The 16632-nt window shown below is 37.3% G+C and carries 10 protein-coding genes and 5 pseudogenes; 3 read left to right on the top strand and 12 right to left on the bottom strand.

What is annotated here, in order from left to right; translation table 11 throughout:
• Positions 1–471 (top strand): annotated as a pseudogene (locus BTN49_RS07175) (IS982 family transposase); the annotation flags it as partial.
• Between the two features lie 59 nt (positions 472–530).
• Here BTN49_RS07175 and BTN49_RS17880 read toward each other — a convergent pair.
• The 11 genes and pseudogenes from BTN49_RS17880 to BTN49_RS07120 all read right to left on the bottom strand — a co-directional run.
• Positions 531–823, bottom strand: a pseudogene (locus tag BTN49_RS17880) (IS5/IS1182 family transposase); the annotation flags it as partial.
• A gap of 298 nt (positions 824–1121) precedes the next feature.
• A complete protein-coding gene (gene fre, locus BTN49_RS07165) occupies positions 1122–1829 on the bottom strand; it encodes an NAD(P)H-flavin reductase (RefSeq protein WP_097356605.1) in 708 nt (235 codons plus the stop codon).
• A gap of 18 nt (positions 1830–1847) precedes the next feature.
• Positions 1848–2969 (bottom strand): long-chain-fatty-acid--protein ligase LuxE, encoded by a 1122-nt coding sequence (gene luxE, locus BTN49_RS07160; RefSeq protein ID WP_097356604.1) that lies wholly within the window; start codon positions 2967–2969, stop codon positions 1848–1850.
• A gap of 291 nt (positions 2970–3260) precedes the next feature.
• Positions 3261–4241 carry a luciferase subunit beta gene (luxB, locus tag BTN49_RS07155; RefSeq protein WP_097356603.1) on the bottom strand — a complete coding sequence of 327 codons (981 nt, stop codon included), beginning with the start codon at positions 4239–4241 and terminating at the stop codon, positions 3261–3263.
• A gap of 184 nt (positions 4242–4425) precedes the next feature.
• Complete coding sequence (luxA, locus tag BTN49_RS07150; RefSeq protein WP_097356602.1) at positions 4426–5517, bottom strand: luciferase subunit alpha; 1092 nt, start codon at positions 5515–5517, stop codon at positions 4426–4428.
• Positions 5518–5573: 56 nt separating this feature from the next.
• On the bottom strand, positions 5574–6497 hold the full coding sequence (gene luxD / locus BTN49_RS07145) for a fatty acid reductase transferase subunit LuxD (RefSeq protein ID WP_097356601.1): 924 nt from the start codon (positions 6495–6497) through the stop codon (positions 5574–5576).
• 15 nt (positions 6498–6512) lie between these two features.
• Complete coding sequence (gene luxC, locus BTN49_RS07140; protein WP_097356600.1) at positions 6513–7958, bottom strand: long-chain-fatty-acyl-CoA reductase LuxC; 1446 nt, start codon at positions 7956–7958, stop codon at positions 6513–6515.
• Positions 7959–8498: 540 nt separating this feature from the next.
• A pseudogene (locus BTN49_RS22245) lies at positions 8499–9333 on the bottom strand (IS982 family transposase).
• A 224-nt stretch (positions 9334–9557) separates the two neighbouring features.
• A complete protein-coding gene (locus BTN49_RS07130; protein WP_097356599.1) occupies positions 9558–11000 on the bottom strand; it encodes a coniferyl aldehyde dehydrogenase in 1443 nt (480 codons plus the stop codon).
• 309 nt (positions 11001–11309) lie between these two features.
• Positions 11310–11612, bottom strand: a pseudogene (locus BTN49_RS07125) (transposase); the annotation flags it as partial.
• Between the two features lie 727 nt (positions 11613–12339).
• Positions 12340–12837, bottom strand: a complete 498-nt coding sequence (locus BTN49_RS07120) for a peptidylprolyl isomerase (protein ID WP_097356597.1) — start codon at positions 12835–12837, stop codon at positions 12340–12342.
• Between the two features lie 233 nt (positions 12838–13070).
• Between BTN49_RS07120 and cysS the strand changes: the two genes are divergently transcribed.
• Together cysS and BTN49_RS22240 are read left to right on the top strand one after the other, a co-directional pair.
• Positions 13071–14456 carry a cysteine--tRNA ligase gene (gene cysS, locus BTN49_RS07115; protein WP_097356613.1) on the top strand — a complete coding sequence of 462 codons (1386 nt, stop codon included), beginning with the start codon at positions 13071–13073 and terminating at the stop codon, positions 14454–14456.
• A 117-nt stretch (positions 14457–14573) separates the two neighbouring features.
• Positions 14574–15123, top strand: a pseudogene (locus BTN49_RS22240) (transposase); the annotation flags it as partial.
• Between the two features lie 109 nt (positions 15124–15232).
• On the opposite strand, the gene rplY reads toward BTN49_RS22240, so the two are convergent.
• A complete protein-coding gene (rplY, locus tag BTN49_RS07105; RefSeq protein ID WP_097356596.1) occupies positions 15233–15511 on the bottom strand; it encodes a 50S ribosomal protein L25 in 279 nt (92 codons plus the stop codon).
• Between the last annotated feature and the right edge of the window lie 1121 nt (positions 15512–16632).

Raw genomic sequence — 16632 nt, 5'->3', positions numbered from 1 at the left:
TACAGGTTTGTCACAACCTACGCATTCTCAGACATCAGGTTTTTAAAGGTACCGCAAAGCGAGGAAAAGGAACGATGGGGTGGTTCTACGGTTTCAAATTACACTTTATTATCAATGACCAAGGTGGCATTATCTCAGTTAAAGTGACGACGGTTAACGTGGCTGATAAAAATCCTTTATCGGGGCTGATGAGCCTTGGGGGTGTTTATACGGAGATAAAGGTTATATCTCTGATTTATTGGAGCGGGAAGTTTCAGATAATGGGTGACACTGATAATTGGTGTGAAAAAGAATATGAAATCAAAGGTGATGAAACTTTAGAACCGCTTAATGCTCCGGAAACGATTTATTATCGAAACCGTTTTGGACCAACTAAAAAACATATCCCAAATAGAGCATTCTCGGCACCGTAATTGTATTAGCTTTATGGACAACTTGCTGTCGAGGCTCATCGCCTATTCATTTCAATAAAAGAAGCCGAGTATGAATATGACTCGGCTTGATAAGCAAGCGTTTATGCAGAGCTGAGGTTGATTAAATTGAGAATTATAATTCTGAAGAGGGAGTTTAGGGCTGAGCAAGTGTTTATAGCGAAATATTGCTGTCTCTTTTAATGAATGTTTGTGAGAACCCCTGTCCTTCAACGCCTTTACAGCTTCATTTCTAGGATGCCCTTCCTCCCAGTACCCCGTGTTGCTTCGAGGTGGAATAGTGGGCGTTATTTTTTGTTTCTCAATACGAGGTGACCTTCTTTTGTATAAGAAGGTCCGTCAGCCCTGACTTGCTGTATTTTTCGTCGTAATGGGTTACGCAATGAAGCAAGGCATAAGATTCGGTATGCCCGTTCGCCCTCAGATAAATTAAGACTGTGAAAGAAGACTAAGATTACTACGTTATAGGCCTGATTTAATCAACAACGTCCTGTTTATAATAAAAAATCAGGCATATTGTACGAAAACCTACTTATTGAATACATGACTTTATGTTCAATGAAGAGATGACCGCGAATCTAGACACTTTCCATTCAAGCTGATGATCCACTGCGTTCATAAAGTACGTTAATTTTTGTGCATAATGTACATTATTGAACGGTCGTCTTTGTGTTATTACATAAGCTATAGCTATAAATACTCGAAAGCATCAGAGTACATCTGTTTTTCCTGTGCCATTCTCTTTTGACAGAGCACATCCCGCACCACATGCATCATGGATACTGGTCCACTTATATAAATGTCATAATTATATAAGCATACAAAGTCACGTAATACGATATCTAACACTGTTCCAACTTGATATAAGTTAGTATGTTGTGATGATTCTAAAACTGGTACGTATTGTATATTTGAATTCTTATAGCTTAATTCGATAAGCTCATCATGATCATATAATAGACCATGATTTTTAACACCCCAGTATATATAAATGGGTTGTGTCAACCCATTTATAATACAGCTCTTCAAAATGCTAGATATATATGACATTCCAGTACCACCCGCTATCAATAAAATGGGTTTATCACTGCTTGTCCTTAACCATGCATCACCAAATGGTCCTTCAATTGCTATACATTTATCCTGTTTTAAATACTGCCGAAATTCCTCCAATATAGCTGCCGTTGTTTCATCCAATATTGATCCACCAATATGTAATTCCAACATTCCATGGTCAAAAGGCGTGTTTGCAATTGAGAAGGGTGTGTTCTTTGACGCAATTTTAACTTTAATATACTGTCCTGCTTTAAAGTTCACAGTCAACTCAGGTTGCAGTCTCACTTTGAAGACGCTTTTCGCAAGGGGAATGATTGCATCGATCTTACAACTTCTTTTCATCTCAGTAGACCTAATTCTTTATGCTAATGCTAATGATTGAGACATACTCAATGCGCATCCTTTTTGCCCGAGTGTATTAACTCGCCGTACAATTTCTATTGTTATCCCAGGATAGTCGTCATCGATTTCACGTACAATACCAATATCATCCGTGATTAGAAACGCTGGATAGCTAGTTGAGGACGCGTCTATATAGCTCATCAATCCCTCTTGACCATTAGCTACTGGTTGAAGTGTTCTTGGATCTAAAGCCCTCGCATAAACCCAAGGTGGTACATGCTTGCGTTGATACTCATCTTCAAAGAAGCAGGTATTTAGCTCTACTTGATTGAAAGTATCACGTATTTGGCTAGTACAATTAAGTTGAAACGTATCAACAAGCAGGTTATTAAAGTCACTTCTCTCCAATGAGTCTTTTTCATTCTTTTTCCAACCCCCTCCTGTGATAATGTAAATTGAATCTCCACCATCGTAATTAATTTCATTTTTCTTCATATAGTTACAAAGCAGAGATATAAAGTAGGGAGGACCGATTAGACACGTAGTTTTCCCTAACCTTTTTATTCTATAAAGGTTTCTGATTGTAGCTTCAAAGTCAATTTTATTATCATTGCCTGTAAATACTGTTGGGTATAGAAGTTCAACCAAGCTCATTACGTATTGAAACCAGACATCCCCAGCATTAGACCGATCTGGACCCAGATTAATAAGTTCCATTTGATGCTCGAACCAATAACCAACGTACTTCATACCATAATTTACAGAACCGAGTAATCGTTCAATACTCAACCTATCTCGTGCAATATAGCTTTTTGTCCCACTTGTACCACTACTAGTAAACCAATTTTCAATGTATTTTTCTTCTGATGTGAAAAGTCTAAAGTTCTTGAAAACAGATGTTGGAAAGACTGGGATGTCATCAATAGATTTTATATTTTCACTTATGTTTTGAGAACTACAGTACTTTCTATAATGTTTATTATTATGAAAATGATAATTGAAAGAACTCCGGATCAGTCGATCTCTTATTTCCCTTTCCTCATCAAGCGTCAATTTACTTGGTATGCTAGTAAAGATAAGATCATCTATCTCAGAGCTGGAAATTATATCAGTTTTATTTAGTTTAGTGTTGGTTACCATAAATCCTCCAGATTACTACCGTACGATATTAAAGTAATTATAAACAATGCAAATTCAGTCCATAGGACTATTCAAGGAAACATTTCTCTAAACGTGCTAGAAAATGCATAACGTAAGTAATTAAAGTCGCAGCCAGTGATACCCCATGAATATATGTGGTTTATACAAAGTGGCACAGTCATAAACACTGCAATCTTTGATATGAAGTCATATTGTAACCACCACATATATATGCTAACCCAATTAATTTAGTTTTCTCTAAACTTCTCCAATTGTAACAGGGGTTAGCTACTACTGTAGATTTCTCTCAATTTTAGAATTAACAAATTCTATTAGTTTCAAACGATTGTCATGATCTTGCATTGATTCAAATGATAACAAGATTCTTTTGGCTCCCGTTTTAGAAATAGCCAATAATGATGAATCATAATAGTCGTCATTCGTACCAATTGCATTTTCATCTATAATCTCTTTGATCTTATCCTCTTGATTGTGATTTGGATAAGTTTCTGAGACATAACTAGATAAATACCTTTTAGTTTCTTCTCTAGCTATCTCACCATCATTATTTATATTAACAATCATACATAATTGATGATCTACATTTGAAACATCTATATTATTCTCATTTGCAGTTTTATTGTATAAGGAAGCATAGTTCTCCTTAGTGTAGAGATTGTCATCCCATTTAAATGTTAATGGTAATGCTTTCCTAGCTGCCCATTCAACGACAGTTTCACTTGTTGCCATAACGTACTGCTTAGGACCAAATTTTGTATAACAATGAGGATTAACTGAGATTTTAGGAAAATTATAGAAATCATTATCAGCATGACAATACCCTGTTTTTATTGCATCATCGATAATGTCGTGACATGCTTCAAATATCATCCTTTGACTTTTTATGTCTCGATTGAAAAAATTCATTTCGAATTCACTTTCACTATCGCTAAAACCTAAAATGAACCGTCCTTTAGACATTTGGTCTATCAAGCTAGTCTCTTCAGCGACCCGAACTGGATGGTGGGTTGTAATAACTTGATTTAAAGAACCAATATTCAGCTTTTTTGTTAATCCGAGTAAGTAACTGGCAACAGTAATAGGAGCACCTACAATCCCATTCATAGAGAAGTGATGTTCACTGACATAGACAGTATCAAAATAATAATTATCATTATCTACAAGTAATGTAGTATTAATCATATTACCAAGCACTTTTTTTGAAGAAGAATGTTCTGTTTGAAAATTTATGAAGAAAAGTCCGAATTTCATATTAATATACCTTTATTAAGATTTAATAAATTATTTACCCATTATTTATAATAACGACCTCAGATTTATTGAATAAAAATAGATATAGAGGTCGCTAAGAAGTTAAAGGTAAAAATTTCTAAAAAAACAATAAATAGAATGCTAGAAAGTCCACACTAACTACTATTAACTAATGATTAGAAAATCATGCAATTGCTCTATTTTCTATACGTTCAGGTTCTTTCAGGAATGGTGCTACTTTTTTCATAAAGCAGTCCATTGTTGCAAGAATATCCTCTTCAGTGCCATTTGCCTCAAATCCACAATTAATACTTGTGATTCCAGTAGCATCAATATCACGCTGTATTATTTCTATACATTCTTCAGGTGTACCTACTGGGTTAATTTCATAACTGTAGTCAACACGGCGATTAGTATCTTTATGTCCTTTTAGGACAAACTCTCTCCACTGAGATGTATGATAGTCATAACCACGGATTTGATTGCAATCATCAAAAATCCGCGTCGCATGAACATAAGAATCATACCAGTTGGCAAGGAACTTACGACAAAGCTCTTTGGCTTTAGTTGAATCTTCATCCACAGATGTTATGTAAGTTAATCGATGATCAATCTTCGATATATCATGACCATACTCAGTAGCAATTTCATTATAAAGTTCAATTTGTGCTTTTTTCTCAGTAGTAGGAATAATCCAGCTAATGATCATTGGAATACCGTATCTTGCTGCCCACTCAGTAGTTGTAGATGATTCTGATACGGTTAATATGGGCACTCCACTTTTAGTTAAAATTTCTGGATAAATATTAACTTCTGGGAACTTAATATAGGCTGTATCAGCTACCATACGACCAGTTTTTTGACTTTCATTAAATAGATTATAGAAACAATGTGTTATTTCCCTACTGCTATCCATGTCAGCACCAAATACTCTGAAATCTTTATCGTATAACCCTCGGTTGATTCCAAATATGAATCGGCCATTTGACATTTGATCTAACAATAATACATCTTCTAATTGGCGAGTAGGGTGGGCTGTAGGAATAACTACTGCCGTAGTACCGACTTCTAATTTCGTAGTGCGACCTAGAATATTAGCTGCAGCAACAAATAAGTTTCCCGTAAGGCCAAACTCAGTAAAGTGGTGTTCAAGAATCCAGTAATTATCAAATCCATATTTCTCTGATTGAATTCCTAAATTTACAAAGCGCTCTATTACCTCAGTATGGGTTTCTTCTGGGGGTTGGTATGAGAAACAAATATTTCCGAACTTCATAATATCTTCCTCTTTTTTGTAAATGGTGTGTTTTACTCAAATCAAGAGGTAATTAGTTAGACAACACTAATAGACTCACCCTCAATCTTATTTTTCAATCGACGTTCATTTACTGTTACCGCCGTTAATCTTTCAAATTGTGGTTCAATAAATTCAATATCAATAACGGTAGAACCATTATCTAATGCAATAGCTGCTCTGGTTACCGATTGATAGAAGTTTCTTAAAACAACAAGGTTCTCACTTAGATCGTGAGAACTGCCAATTAGAGAATAAATCATTGATTTATTTGACTTGATATTATTTACTAGTTCAATGACCTCATCTTCTTTCACCCAGTCATCTCTATTAGCAGTGAATAAAATCATTGGAATCTCTAAGTTTTTTGTTTTCTCTTTCGTTGATTCAAATGTTTCCCAGTTATTATTAAAACAGTCAGTAACAAAGATTTCAGCATCTAGTTTATGACCTTTGAAGTTTAGTTCATCTGGCAAATCTTTTATTCCAAGTTGGAGGTAATCATATTTAAATGCTCTCTCAAGAGTATCACGAAGATTTACTACACCTACAGCTGTTACTAGAAATGACAGATTAATATCCTGAGCTACTTCATAAGCAATGCGTGCAGATAGGCTAGAAGCTATTAAACCAAACTTTGTGATATTTCTGGAATTAAGCCAATTGATAACAAAAAGCAGGCTTTCTTTTCCAGCAGACATTGTAAATTCATTAATAGAACCGCTACTTAAACCTACATGGTAAAGTGAATCGTAGCGAATAACATGGAAACCATTACTAGATAAATACTCTGCAAGTCCCGCAAAGTGATCCATTCTACGAGCGAAACCAGAAGCAATAATAATTGTATTGTTCCTATCGTATGTCTCTTCTTTTGGTAACGTTTCCCTAACTCGGATAAATTTACCGTTTCCAAGCTTAATTACATGATCATTTGTTGAACATTTATTTATTGTTTCCATATTATCTCACTCCTGTTACGGGACAAAAATGAGGAACTTATCCTCTTCTAAAAATCGTGTCTGTTCTATTTCAACCGCGACATCTATTGTCGTGAAATCAAATGGTCTTTCTTGTGAGATATATCTTACTAATCTTTGAAGTGGACGCATTGCATCATGTGAACCTCCCATTCTAAATATGTTATTCATACCAGATTCCACAATACGCTCAGCACCTTTTATGGCTAAAGCATCTCGATATTTGAATACGGATGTCCAAGGGTACATTGACACAGTTTGTGTTTGATATTTCACTACAAAAGGTAATATATCTTCAAAACGGGTAGCATGATGCAGGTAAACACAACGTCCAAGCGGTTGGTTTAGTTCAACTCCAGGGGAAGATTCAACTATCATCCAATCCTGCTTAGGGTCGACTTCAACCTTAAGTCCCGCAAATTGACATTCCTTAGCAGTGAGGGAATATACTGCCTGTTCATCAAAACTCTGTCTAGCTTTCGGAAGAATTCGCGCATATAGACCAAGTCTATTACGAAGTTCTTCTTTGAATTCTTCATAAGAATCACCCATATAGAAAACATTTTGACTTGAGAAACACGCTTGCTGATCATAAAAACAGATATCGTGCGCCACACCTGTTGCTGCGGTTACGAGATCCTCTGGATCGTCAATAATACTAATGCTTTTTTTAGGACCATATTTTATTACATCAATCATTAGTGGAGAATATTTGACAGCCCATTCAATGGCCGAAGATCCACCCCAAGCAACGACAACATCCATGCTTTGTAGTATTACCTCTGGTAAACTAGTGTCTTCCTCATGCGACCAATAAAGCACAGATAGAGAACGGGTAATAGGATGGTTTTTATCAACTTCAATAAAGCTCATTGCCAATGCATGTGCAGTAAAAGGATCTGCTGAAGATGTTTTAATAATACATTGATTTTTTGTCAGGATTGCTCTCACAATGGAACTTACCCCAGAAAGGGGTACATTTCCAGCCAGTAAATGCAACGATTTACCTTTTGGAAAAGCTTTTACATAACATTCATCTTGCGGAATCCATTCATCAAGCATGTGACGTGAACCAAGTTCATTTTGCACAGTGTGATATAAACCACTTTTCGAACAAAGAACCATTGATATCCAATTGGCCTCTAATTTTGCCATTTGCTCGGAATATCCCATGTAATTCTTTAACTCGCGAATGTAATTCCTTCGTCTTGAATATTCCTCATTTTTCCAACGTTGACCTACTGTATATAGGAAATTGATAATATTATGTAACTTAATATTATTTGTGTTGTCATAAGTTATCATTTTTTCAACATGAGTAGACGTAATTCTTGGTAAATAAACAGAATTACCTCCATCAAAATTAACTCTAATGTGTGTTTCTTTATCTGAATCAAATGGTTCAACCTGCCCATTTATTACTATTGGTATAATTTTATCCATATATAATCCCACCAATTAAATTATATTTAAAAAAAGAAATCATTCATCGATATTTAACATGAATCTTCTAGCCATAATAATTATAAATATATATTTGCTGAAAATTTAAAATCAATCTTCTTACTTTCAAGCGGTACTTACTTCAGGTAAGTACCTCTCTAACATTTTATTCAAAAGACTTATTTTTCTGTTAACTCGCTTTCACATGTTGATTGTTAATATATATTTTTTTTCCAGAAACACTATAGTATCCATGTATACAAATGTATTAAAGTTAGACATTGACCCATAAAACAGAAAAAATTCAAACAGTACTACATGATTAATAGACTGTAATGGCGTTGTTGATCAAATCAGACCTATAATGGACTGATCCTAATATTTTTACAGTCTTAATTTATCTACTGGCGAACAGGAATACCGAGTCTTAGAACTTTGTTTATCGTTTTTACATTTGCCAGCGCTTCATCAACTTTAGCATTGTAATTAACCTTAGATCTACATAAAAGCTTGCTTATCAAGCCGAGTTATCTTGAAGTGCTACTTCTTTGATTGAAATGAATACACGATGAAACCCACCAACAAGTTGATCATAAATTTGGTACAACTACGGTGCCGAAAATGCTTGATTTGGGATATGTTTTTTAGTTGGTCAAAAACAGTTAAAATAATAAATCGTTTTCGGAGCATTAGGCAGTCCCAAAGTTTCATCACTTTGGGTTTCGTATTCTTTTTCACACCCGTTATCAGTATCACTCCCTTGTCTGCAAGTTTTAGCTTCAATGGATCAGAGATATAACCTTTATCTCCGTATAAACACCCTAAAATTTATCAGCCATTTCTGATACAGGATTTCTATCATCCACGTTAGCCGTTGTTACTTTGACTAAGATAATGCCACAAGGATCATTGATAATAAGGTGTAATTTGAAGCCGTAGAGCTCCCGATCGTTCCTTTTCCTCGCTTCGAAGTATCTTTAAAAACCTGATGTCTGAGAATGCGTAGGTTTTGATAAACCTATAGCTTGGATGAATCAACAAAGGCAATCCCTGTTAGCCTTGCCTCACGGTAAGTAAGGTAAGAGCAAAGTGGAACCAGAGCACCTTGCATGAGCTTGAGAATTCGCGTGTAGTTGATTAATTCAGGAAATTTATTGGTGAGGTAGAGGAAAATAAAGTGGATGTAATAGGTTTTGAAGTCTCAATACCCAGATTGATGAAAAATTATCACTCTTGTCATAACTTCGCCAATTGAGAGGCATAAAAGGTTTTTTTCTTTGTTTGAAACTGAAAAATGAGGGGTTTTTCCCTATGCAAGGAGGAAAGTTTGGAAGAAATCGTCGACATCGACGAAAACAGCGTCTAAGTTATTCATGCCCAAGTCCTTATGCAGGAAATAGTTTTTCTAAACGACCAGATCGCGACTTGGGCATTTAGTTCATTTTTTATGCGTAGATCAGGTTAATTACCTTCATCTTTTTCACGAGACCATAACTGTAGTAGTGATTATCTGAATTCAGGGGTAAGCTGGTATCAATGGGCTACGACCCATTTCTACTTGACGTTATTACCTTGTTAGCCACTGTGGCTGGTTCCACCTTAACGCAGGAACAATTCTAGTATCAGACTTTGCCACCACTTCCCATACGGAGGGTTGAATAATTTCCTAGGATTGAGTTTTCCTCGGATGAAAACAGTTTTGGCATGGCTAAAGGTGTGGAAACCTTCAATACCATGATAACTCCCCATACCAGACGCGCCTATACCCCCAAATGGTGCATCATCAACTGCAACCTGCACTAGACTGTCATTGATAGCAATTGATCCTGAATGAGTGTGATGGATGACATGTTGTTGGAAGTAGTTGTCAAAGGTCATCAAATACAGTGCTAATGGGCGAGGATGACCTTGAAGTATATGAAGTACATCATGCACATCTTTGTAGGTGATGATGGGTAAGATCGGGCCAAAAATTTCTTCTTTCATAAGGGTGCTGTCTAAGGTGGGGTTAATTACCAGATGTAGCGCCATTTTACGAGTTACAATATCGGTTGCAGGCTCACCAAGGCTGATCACAGTTACACCACTCTTATTCGCATCATCCAGTAAAGATACTAGGCGCTCATATTGGTGATTGTTGATGATGGAAGTACGATCGTCACTCTGAATACCTTTGGGATAGATGGATTGCCATTGTGATCGCAACGCTCCTATAAAGGCTTTGAGCTTATCTTCAGGTACAAACGCATGATCGGGGGCGACACAAATTTGACCCGTATTGAGATTTTTACCAAACAGTAATCGTTCTGCAGCAAGTTCTGGATCAATATCAGGCGCAACAATCACTGGGGATTTACCACCCAATTCAAGTGTCACAGGTGTTAGGTTAGTCGATGCTGATTTCATAACTTTTTTACCTACCTCGGTTGAACCAGTGAAGAACAAATGATCAAACGGTAGTTCACAAAAGGCGCTTGCAATAGTGATATCACCATCAACAACGCACACTTGATCGGCAGGAAAGACATCCTGAAGTAGTGTTTTTAGTGATTGATTGGTGTGTGGTGTAGATTCGCTAAGCTTGACCATTACGCAGTTACCTGCTGCAATTGCGGTTATAAGTGGGATCAAGCTCAACGTTACTGGAAAGTTCCATGGTACCACAATACCCACTACCCCCAAGGGCTGGTAATGTACTTGAACTCTGGCAGGCATGAGCAATAATCCCTCAGAACGTTTTGATGGGTTCATCCAGCGTTTAAGTTTGCGTTTTGTATACCGTAACATCTGAAAACACGGAAGAATATCAGTGATAAGAGAGTCCGTACGGCTACGATGTCCGTAGTCCTCAGATAAAGCAGAAACTAGAAATGGATAATTAGTTTTTAATACTCGTTGGAACCGTTCGAGATCTTTAATCCTAGATTTGTAAGCCACATAAGGGTTGAGACTGCTGCGCTCTAAGAGCGTTGCAAACTGGACTTCGAGCACATTGCGCTGTTGCTCTGCTGATACTTTGGTAGCCATTGATACGATAGTCATATAAACTCTCCTTTTGTGCGAATACCTTTTTTCTCACAGTAAAGACTGTCCCATACAAAGGCAAGTTAGGGAGTACACATTACAGTAACCATTTATGTTGACCTCAGTGGCAGAATATCGTGCACTGCTATTGCAGTAATAAAAATGATGATGGAACATGTCCGTATTACTCTTACTATCCTATTTCTTAAAAGAAGGGAATTTCCACCTGAATAACCTGAGCTAGACATAAGAACTTGGGCATTAATAATTTAGATGTGGTTTCCACCTATATCGTCGATTTTTCTTTCCTTATTTGCTATTTTTCTATTTGCCGTCTCCGTATATCTTTAGCCCTGTGGCATCAATAATGATGTGTGCGATATGTCCTAGACTCGGCAAACGGTACTTAACTTATATGATCTTCAAACGCTTACTAATACAAATGTATGTAGGGGATTTCGGCATGACATTCATCAACGTAAAAACTAAATTAAGAAAGCCTTCTAATCCACGAAGTAGGAGCTTGAAAATACCTTTTACCATCAGTGCCATTTCAATCGCGGTATCCGAGAATATAAACCCACGGCCACGATGCCTGTGATGCTTTAGACAAAGCCATGCCTTAATGGAAACGTCGTCTATAGCTAAATAATTACAATGTGGCACAATGTGAAGCTCAGGTTAATCACATCTGGTGACGTATGTGTGCTGAAACGTTCATGAATAAACGTCTTAGTTTCCTCTGAAATCTGCTAAAAGCTAATCTGTGCATGGCGTTGAGGTGGGTTTCTTTGGCCTGTTTTAGTGTAAGACGATGACAGTACATCCCGTGGAAATTGTCTGGGCTATGATACTTTATTTCTAAGCTGATAGTTGAGTGAGTTCAGCCAAGTGTTCGGATAATCTGGCTAAAGGCATAAATCTCAGCCAATCGTTGTTCAATATAAAACTAGTTTTTATCATTTAATGGTTTATGAGTCATATATATCTCCATATCAAGATAGGATGCAGAGAGTGTACTTTAGTCGGGCTCTCCGATAGGTTGTAATTTTACCTGACGGGAAAAGTTGGCAACGCAACGTTACAGTCACGGATGTTGCTGGCGTAAATACCAGTATCAGAGGTAGAGGTGACTACAATCTACGTATCGAGCAATTATTAGAGAATCTAAGTGAGGGTCGAGGCCATGATATAATCATCAATAGTCAAAATGGAGAGAATTATAAGAAAATAACCGACGATCACAGTATCAACTCTACGAAGAGAAAGATTCAAATTCCTTACCATCAAGTTATTTGGGTAGAGGAGCTTGATTGGAAAGTATCGTATTTCAGATCTGAATTCAGGTATTCTTATATTATTCTTCGATGGTAACGTTGTCGATTAGTACTTTTTCGACGGGGACATGTTGATGCACATAACCCCATTTAGCCGTTTGTACGCTTTTAATATTGTTAACGATGTCCATACCTTCAGCTATTTCAGCGAATACACAGTAACCCCAACCATCCATAGACTCTGATTTAAAATCCAAGAAGGTGTTGTCATTCACGTTGATAAAGAATTGTGAACTTGCAGAATGAGGATCTAGGGTTCGTGCCATCGCAAGCGTACCTGTTTTGTTGCTCAAACCGTTATTTGCTTCGTTTTTGATACTCGCACGTGGTTCTTTTTCTTCCATACGATACGTAAGACTGCCTCCTTGGATCATGAAACCATTTATAACACGGTGGAAAATTGTACCGTTGTAAAAACCGTCTTGACAGTACTGTAGAAAGTTTATCGAAGTTTTTGGTGCTTTCTCAGTGTTCAGTTTGATTTTAACAACACCAAAATTGGTGCAAAAAATAACCATGTATTGTACCTATGTTTAAAGTATAATTTCGATTGAGACGATTAATTCTATCTTAACTATCGTGACATTCAGCTGATTGCCAAAGAAAAAACAGAATATAGAGTACGCACCCATCATTATATGGTGACTTCATCTCCTCTCACTGTCTATTACCTTGCCTTAATTCCACAGAAGGCGTGTAATATATATATCTATATGTTTTGCTAATCATTGTAATGGGTGAGCCAACTATCATGTTAAAAATCTACAACTCCTTCACAAAGACAAAAGAAGAATTCAAACCTATTGAACCCAGTAAAGTTGGCATGTATGTGTGTGGAGTGACTATTTATGATTTTTGTCATATAGGGCACGGTCGTACCTTCGTGTCTTTTGACATGGTATCACGTTACCTGCGTTTTTTGGGTTATAATTTAAGTTTTGTACGAAACATCACCGATATCGACGACAAAATCATCAAACGTGCAGCAGAAAATGGTGAAAGTTGTGAATCGTTGACTGCACGTTTGATTACAGAGATGCATGTAGATTTTGATGCGTTGAACATGGAACGTCCTGACTTTGAACCACGAGCAACCCAATTCATTCCTGAAATTATTGTGCTGATAGAACGTTTAATCGAACGTGGTTTTGCGTATGTTTCCACTAACGGCGATGTGTTGTTTGAAGTCGCTAAATTTAATAATTACGGTAACTTATCACGTCAAGATCTGGATAAACTGAAGGCAGGTACACATGTGGATAATGGGAAAGCTAAGAAAAACCATCTGGATTTTGTTTTATGGAAAATGTCAAAATCTGATGAACCAACATGGAAATCACCATGGGGTTTAGGTCGTCCTGGTTGGCACATTGAATGTTCTACGATGAATTCTGCGATTTTAGGTAACCACTTTGATATTCACGGTGGCGGTTCTGATCTGATGTTCCCGCACCACGAAAACGAAATTGCCCAATCTTGCTGCGCTTACGACACGACATACGTCAACAGTTGGATGCATAGCGGCATGATGATGGTTGACTGTAATAAAATGTCTAAATCACTTGGTAACTTTATCACGATTCGTAATGTGTTGGCGGACTACGATGCAGAAACGGTACGTTACTTCCTGATGTCGAGTCACTATCGCAGCCAACTGAACTATAGCGAAGACAACCTTAGACAAGCACGTGCGTCAATGGAACGTTTGTATACGTCAATGCGGGGTTTGAATCTTTATGTTGAAGTGGAAAACAGTGATAGGTTTGTTGAGCGCTTTAAAACCGCAATGAACGATGATTTTAACACCCCTGAAGGGTATTCAGTTCTGTTTGAAATGACTAGAGAAATCAACCGCTTGAAAGTATATGATGTAAATGCAGCATCAATACTGGCTACGCGTATGCGTAAGCTAGCAAATGTGCTTGGTCTGTTGTGCAACGACCCTGAAACCTTTTTGCAAAGCAACGCACAAGGCAGGGATGCCGACGTGGTTAAAATTAAAGCATTAATTAAATCCCGCAACGACGCACGCGCAAGTAAAGACTGGGTACTTGCAGACATAGCACGTAATGCACTTACTACTATGGGTATAATTCTTGAAGATGGTACACAAGGTACCATTTGGCGCCGTAAATAAAACACATCGCTAACTAAATGTAGTAATTAACCTGAGCTGCGCATAAGAAATGAACTAAATGCTCAAGTCTCGATCTGACCGTTTAAAATAAAATATTGACTACATAAGGACTTGTGTATGAATAACTTAGACGCCATTTTCGTCGACTTCTGCCAGATTTTCCTTCCTTCCTAGGAAAAACCCCTAGTTTCTTTCGGTATTAAACAAAGAAACAAGCTTTCTTACCTCTCAGTTAGCGAAGTGATGACGAGAGTTATAGCTTTCCATCAATCGGGGTATCGAGATTTCAAAACCTATTACATCCACTTTCTTTGTTGCTACCTCACCAACGAATTTCCTGAATTAATGAGTTACACGAGGATGCTCAAGCTCATGCAAGGTGTCCTAGTTCTGCTTTTCTCTTAGCTCACTCACTGTTATGCAAGGCCAACAGGGATTGCCTTCGTTGATTCATCTAAGCTACAGATTTGTCACAACCTACGCATTCTCAGACATCAAGTTTTTAAAGGTACCTCGAAGCGAGGAAAATAAATAATGGGGCGGTTCTACGGTTTTAAATTATACTTTAATTATCAATGACCATTGTGGCATTATCTCAATCAAAGTAACGACGGCTAACGTGGATGATAAAAATCCTATGTCGGAAATAGTTGGCGAGTTTTGGGGGTGCAATACCAACACATTTGTATATTGCAGAAAATAATGCCGAAATGCTGAAATAAATAGAAAAATCACCAACTGTATCTGGGCGATTTTTCTTGGAGTTTAACGATAATTTAAATACGGATGAAATCCATGTGCATCACTTTTGGCTTGAATGCGTGACGTTGAATAGCTTGAGGTTTAACTTTCACTTCTTGATCGTTTATTACCAGAGTAATTGCTCCGTAGAAGTTAGGTTTATCTATTTGACTGATCACGAGATTGTGATCAAGATCGATTGCAACTGGGGCTGCTTCGCCACCATAAATCACGGCCGGAAAACGGTCATAGAGTCGCAGTCGGCGACTCGCCCCTTTCCCCTGTTCAGTACGTACTACTGCTTCGAATTTCATGATCAATACTCTTGAATAGGGTTATCTATTGAATTAAGTTAAATGGTTCGTTGGTATGGCAGGCAACGCAGTTGTCCACTACTGCACACGTCTTAACACGGATTTTTAATCCATGAAAGAATTTATTTTCTATACGGAAATCAACTTATTGAACAGACGACCCTTAAATAGAGGGTTCATATCAACATTTGGATTTGCGATTAAATCTGAATACGGAATAAATCTGCTATCAAATCTACCATCAACCTTAATAAATAACAAGGGGATTTTTTGGAAGTTTGATGAAATGTACATTATCTTTGTTCATGTCTGCAATCTTTTTTTGTCTTCTTATGCCAAAGCGACTTATATACTATTACTCATTAACCGCAGATCTGTATTAAGCGCGTATTTTACAAACCGAGTGATTTTAAGGTTCAAGCCTCCGTCATCTGAAATGTACGAGTGTTCTATCTTAAGCCGCCATTAAATACTCTAAAAAATAGCGTTAGGAGAGAGATATCAAAAACTCGATCTACCACGTGTACGGAGGATGTGTTCTATCTTGGTAATTTCCTTATTACTAACCTAGTTGCAGTCCGTTCCCTTGGGTAAAATTTGCCTTAGTAAACCATTGGTATGCTAATTCAGTCCCCTATCACTTGACCGATAAGGTCTAGAAAAATAGAAATCAACATCTGTAATTTCAGCAACCTCTTCATGATCGGCGAACTATGTACCGTTGTCTAACATGAGGGTTTTTAAGTCATAGAAGGTGTAATTGATAATATCAATAAACATCTCTACCACTATATCTGCCTACTTATTGAGCATCTTTCTGATGCAGTAAGAGTTGATTGTGTTTATCCACAAGGATAAGCGAAAAGATTTGTGCCTAGTCCCAATGACAGTGTCAATCTCGAAATGACCAAATTTGGTCTTCTCGTTTGCAATATCAGGTCATTTCTCAATGCGAACACGGTTCTTTATCTTTAACCTTATCGTCGCCGTTCATCTTAATTTTGTAGGATCTGCCATGATGGGGAAGATCTTTTTAGCGCGCCCCGCCATTATGTCTGTCATGCCATATATACCGGTAAATCATGCTTTCACTGAGCATCACTTCATGCTTTAGAGCCAGT

The organism is Candidatus Enterovibrio escicola, from assembly GCF_002464935.1.
Lineage (GTDB): Bacteria > Pseudomonadota > Gammaproteobacteria > Enterobacterales > Vibrionaceae > Enterovibrio > Enterovibrio escicola.
Note: the sequence above shows the minus strand (reverse complement) of the source record. Positions and strands in the feature narration are given on the sequence as shown.

Coding starts and splice junctions, on each gene's coding strand:
- luxB (WP_097356603.1), bottom strand. CDS start 4,241: ATGAAATTCGGACTTTTCTTCATAAATTTTCAAACAGAACATTCTTCT.
- luxE (WP_097356604.1), bottom strand. CDS start 2,969: ATGGTAACCAACACTAAACTAAATAAAACTGATATAATTTCCAGCTCT.
- cysS (WP_097356613.1), top strand. CDS start 13,071: ATGTTAAAAATCTACAACTCCTTCACAAAGACAAAAGAAGAATTCAAA.
- rplY (WP_097356596.1), bottom strand. CDS start 15,511: ATGAAATTCGAAGCAGTAGTACGTACTGAACAGGGGAAAGGGGCGAGT.
- luxA (WP_097356602.1), bottom strand. CDS start 5,517: ATGAAGTTCGGAAATATTTGTTTCTCATACCAACCCCCAGAAGAAACC.
- BTN49_RS07130 (WP_097356599.1), bottom strand. CDS start 11,000: ATGACTATCGTATCAATGGCTACCAAAGTATCAGCAGAGCAACAGCGC.
- BTN49_RS07120 (WP_097356597.1), bottom strand. CDS start 12,837: ATGGTTATTTTTTGCACCAATTTTGGTGTTGTTAAAATCAAACTGAAC.
- luxC (WP_097356600.1), bottom strand. CDS start 7,958: ATGGATAAAATTATACCAATAGTAATAAATGGGCAGGTTGAACCATTT.
- fre (WP_097356605.1), bottom strand. CDS start 1,829: ATGAAAAGAAGTTGTAAGATCGATGCAATCATTCCCCTTGCGAAAAGC.
- luxD (WP_097356601.1), bottom strand. CDS start 6,497: ATGGAAACAATAAATAAATGTTCAACAAATGATCATGTAATTAAGCTT.